Origin of the sequence: Citrobacter sp. wls826, assembly GCF_005281245.1 — a bacterium.
Classification (GTDB): Bacteria; Pseudomonadota; Gammaproteobacteria; order Enterobacterales; family Enterobacteriaceae; genus Citrobacter; species Citrobacter braakii.
In genome coordinates, this window is the sequence record NZ_SZWS01000064.1 from 3565 (window position 1) to 7793 (window position 4229).

General features: G+C 56.3%; 3 protein-coding genes. All 3 read left to right on the plus strand.

The genetic code is table 11. The features are described 5' to 3' along the window. Window positions 1-246: 246 nt before the first annotated feature. Window positions 247-1566: a gnt-II system L-idonate transporter gene (gene idnT, locus FDW87_RS20000; RefSeq protein WP_016155581.1), complete on the plus strand. Its 1320-nt coding sequence runs from the start codon at window positions 247-249 to the stop codon at window positions 1564-1566. A gap of 52 nt (window positions 1567-1618) precedes the next feature. Further along, window positions 1619-2617 carry a LacI family DNA-binding transcriptional regulator gene (locus FDW87_RS20005; RefSeq protein ID WP_137380098.1) on the plus strand — a complete coding sequence of 333 codons (999 nt, stop codon included), beginning with the start codon at window positions 1619-1621 and terminating at the stop codon, window positions 2615-2617. Between the two features lie 79 nt (window positions 2618-2696). Then, window positions 2697-4199 carry a helicase HerA-like C-terminal domain-containing protein gene (locus FDW87_RS20010; RefSeq protein WP_016151507.1) on the plus strand — a complete coding sequence of 501 codons (1503 nt, stop codon included), beginning with the start codon at window positions 2697-2699 and terminating at the stop codon, window positions 4197-4199. Window positions 4200-4229: the final 30 nt, after the last annotated feature.

A 4229-nucleotide genomic window follows, 5' to 3' on the forward strand; every position in this document is an offset into this window, starting at 1 on the left:
CCGATTTTGTTAACGGGCACCTGTTGTTTGTCGATGGCGGCATGCTGGTCGCCGTCTGATACAACACAACGCAACATCACGCAGCGCCCAGGCGCTGCATTTTTGGCCACCCCTAAATAATCCGAGTTGCAGGACGGCGGCAAGTGAATGAACCCGATGAGCTTACTTGAGTAAGTGATTCAGATGAGTGAGCGCAGCCAACACACCTGCAACTTGAAGTATGACGGGGATATAAGAGAAACGATTATGCCATTAATAATAATTGCGGCAGGCGTCGCGCTGCTCCTGGTCCTGATGATTGGTTTTAAAGTTAACGGCTTTATTGCTCTGGTCCTGGTGGCGGCGGTCGTCGGTTTTGCCGAAGGGATGGATGCCCAGGCCGTTTTGCATTCAATACAAAATGGGATCGGCGGGACGCTCGGCGGTCTGGCGATGATCCTTGGCTTCGGTGCAATGCTCGGTAAGCTGATTTCCGATACCGGCGCGGCTCAGCGCATCGCCACCACGCTGATTGGCACGTTTGGTAAGAAACGCGTGCAGTGGGCGCTGGTGATCACCGGACTGGTGGTAGGTCTGGCGATGTTTTTCGAAGTCGGCTTTGTTCTGCTGCTGCCGCTGGTGTTTACGGTGGTGGCCTCTTCCGGCCTGCCGCTGCTGTATGTTGGCGTCCCGATGGTAGCTGCGCTGTCCGTGACCCACTGTTTTCTGCCGCCGCATCCGGGGCCGACCGCGATTGCCACCATTTTCGAGGCTAATCTCGGCACTACCCTGCTGTACGGCTTTATTATTACTATCCCGACGGTGATTGTTGCCGGGCCGCTGTTTTCTAAGCTGCTGACCCGCTTTGAGAAAGCGCCGCCGGAAGGGTTATTCAACCCGCATCTGTTCACCGAAGAAGAGATGCCGTCATTCTGGAACAGTATCTTTGCCGCGGTAATCCCGGTCATACTGATGGCGGTCGCCGCAGTGTGCGAAATCACGCTGCCGAAAACCAACAGCGTACGGGTGTTCTTTGAGTTTATCGGTAACCCTGCGGTCGCGTTGTTTATCGCTATCGTACTCGCCATTTTTACCCTTGGTCGACGTAACGGACGTACGATCGAGCAAATTATGGATATCATTGGCGACTCTATCGGTGCGATTGCGATGATTGTGTTTATCATCGCCGGGGGCGGCGCGTTTAAGCAGGTTCTGGTCGACAGCGGCGTGGGGCAATATATCTCGCACCTGATGACCGGCACGTCGCTTTCTCCGCTGCTGATGTGCTGGACGGTCGCCGCCTTGCTGCGTATCGCGCTCGGTTCAGCCACCGTGGCGGCGATCACCACCGCAGGCGTGGTACTGCCGATTATTAACGTCACCCACGCCGACCCGGCGCTGATGGTGCTGGCTACCGGCGCGGGCAGCGTGATTGCCTCCCACGTTAACGATCCGGGATTCTGGCTGTTTAAAGGCTATTTTAATCTCAGCGTCGGGGAAACGTTGCGTACCTGGACGGTAATGGAGACGCTGATTTCCATTATGGGGCTGCTGGGGGTTCTGGCGCTGAACGCCATTCTGCATTAAGACAGTCATCACCGGGGAGCACAGATCCGCGCTCCCCGGCACTGGAGAGAAAATGAGGAACCACAGAATTTCTTTGCAAGACATCGCCACGCTGGCGGGCGTGACCAAAATGACGGTGAGCCGCTACATTCGCTCGCCAAAAAAGGTCGCAAAGGAAACCGGTGAACGCATCGCGCAGATTATGGAGGAGATTAATTACATCCCCAACCGCGCGCCCGCGATGCTGCTGAATGCGCAAAGCTATACGCTTGGCGTGCTGATCCCCTCGTTTCAAAACCAGCTGTTCGCAGACATTCTGGCCGGAATTGAGTCGGTCACCTCGGATCATAACTATCAGACGCTGATCGCTAACTACAATTACGACCGGGAATCCGAGGAAGAGTCGGTGATCAACCTGCTGTCGTACAATATCGACGGCATTATCCTGTCCGAGAAATATCACACCCTGCGCACGGTGAAGTTTCTGCGTTCAGCCAACATTCCGGTGGTGGAGCTGATGGATATTCAGGGCGATCGTCTGGACATGGAAGTGGGCTTCGATAACCGTCAGGCGGCATTTGATATGGTCAGCACCATGCTGGATAAACGCCAGCGGCGCAAAATCCTCTATCTCGGTTCGAAAGACGACGTCCGCGATGAACAGCGTTATCGCGGCTATTGCGATGCCATGACGCGCCGGGATCTGGTGCCGCTGCGCGTCAATCCGCGTTCTATTTCGTCCATCCATCTCGGCACCCAGATGATGCGGGACGCGCTCGCCGCGCATCCGGATTTAGACGGCGTTTTTTGCACCAACGACGATATTGCGATGGGCGCGCTGCTGCTGTGCCGCGAGCGCGATCTGGCCGTTCCGGAACAGATCTCAATTGCCGGTTTTCACGGGCTGGAAATCGGCAGGCAGATGATCCCAAGCCTCGCCAGCGTGATCACCCCGCGTTTTGACATTGGCCGCATGGCAGCGCAGATGTTGCTGAGCAAAATCAAGAACAACGACCATAACCACAACACCGTGGATTTGGGGTACCAGATTTATCACGGCAATACGCTTTAAGTCATTTTCTCCGGCCATCGCATACTCTCTTTGATGGACATTGCCTATACTCCAGGCAAGATAAATGGAGGAAATCTCAATGAGCGCACCCCTGCTAATTGCCCGCACGCCGGACACCGAACTGTTTTTACTGCCAGGCATGGCCAACCGTCACGGACTGATTACCGGCGCTACCGGGACCGGTAAAACCGTCACGCTACAGAAGCTGGCCGAATCCCTGTCTGAAATTGGCGTACCGGTATTTATGGCCGATGTGAAAGGCGACTTAACCGGCGTGGCCGAGGAAGGGCAGGCCTCTGAAAAGCTACTCGCCCGCCTGAAAAATATCGGCATTACCGACTGGCAACCGCATGCTAATCCGGTCACGGTGTGGGATATCTTCGGCGAAAAAGGTCACCCCGTGCGGGCCACGGTATCTGACCTCGGCCCGCTGCTGCTGGCCCGTTTGCTGAACCTCAACGACGTACAGTCCGGCGTGCTGGATATTATCTTCCGCATTGCCGATGACCAGGGTCTGCTGCTGCTCGATTTCAAAGACCTGCGAGCCATTACCCAGTACATCGGCGATAACGCCAAATCCTTCCAGAATCAATATGGCAATATCAGCAGCGCCTCGGTCGGGGCAATCCAGCGTGGACTGCTGTCGCTGGAGCAACAGGGGGCGGCGCACTTCTTTGGCGAACCGATGCTGGACATCAAAGACTGGATGCGAACTGACGCCAGCGGCAAAGGGATGATCAACATCCTCAGCGCAGAGAAGCTCTACCAGATGCCCAAACTGTATGCCGCCAGCCTGCTGTGGATGCTCTCCGAACTGTACGAACAGCTGCCGGAAGCAGGCGATCTGGAGAAGCCAAAACTGGTGTTCTTCTTCGATGAAGCTCACCTGCTGTTCAACGACGCCCCGCAGGTGCTGCTGGATAAAATCGAACAGGTGATCCGCCTGATCCGCTCGAAAGGGGTCGGCGTGTGGTTCGTCTCGCAAAACCCGTCAGATATTCCAGACAACGTGCTCGGTCAGTTGGGGAACCGCGTGCAGCACGCCCTGCGCGCGTTTACACCGAAGGATCAGAAAGCGGTGAAAACCGCCGCGCAAACCATGCGCGCCAACCCGGCATTTGATACCGAAAAAGCCATTCAGGAACTGGGAACCGGCGAGGCGCTGGTGTCGTTTCTGGACGCTAAAGGCAGCCCGTCGGTGGTTGAACGAGCAATGGTGATTGCGCCGTGCTCGCGGATGGGACCAGTGACGGATGACGAGCGTAACGGGCTGATTAATCACTCCTCGCTGTACGGTAAATATGAAGAACAGATCGACCGCGAGTCCGCCTATGAGCGTTTACAGCAAGGCGTGCAGGCCAGCACCGAGCAGCAAAATACACCTCCCGCCAACGGTAAAGCGATCGATGTGGACGGCGGTATTCTCGGTGGATTGAAGGATATTCTGTTTGGCAGCACCGGACCACGCGGCGGCAAGCGCGATGGCGTGGTACAAAGCGTGGCGAAAAGCGCGGCGCGGCAGGTCACCAATCAGATAATCCGCGGCATGTTGGGGAGTTTAATGGGCGGGAGAAAACGCTAGCAGGAAGGCGCCCCTCCCGCACAGCGGGAG

What these genes read in the sequence shown, in the direction of transcription:
- idnT (WP_016155581.1), top strand. Translation starts at nt 247, where the DNA reads ATGCCATTAATAATAATTGCGGCAGGCGTCGCGCTGCTCCTGGTCCTG.
- FDW87_RS20010 (WP_016151507.1), top strand. Translation starts at nt 2,697, where the DNA reads ATGAGCGCACCCCTGCTAATTGCCCGCACGCCGGACACCGAACTGTTT.
- FDW87_RS20005 (WP_137380098.1), top strand. Translation starts at nt 1,619, where the DNA reads ATGAGGAACCACAGAATTTCTTTGCAAGACATCGCCACGCTGGCGGGC.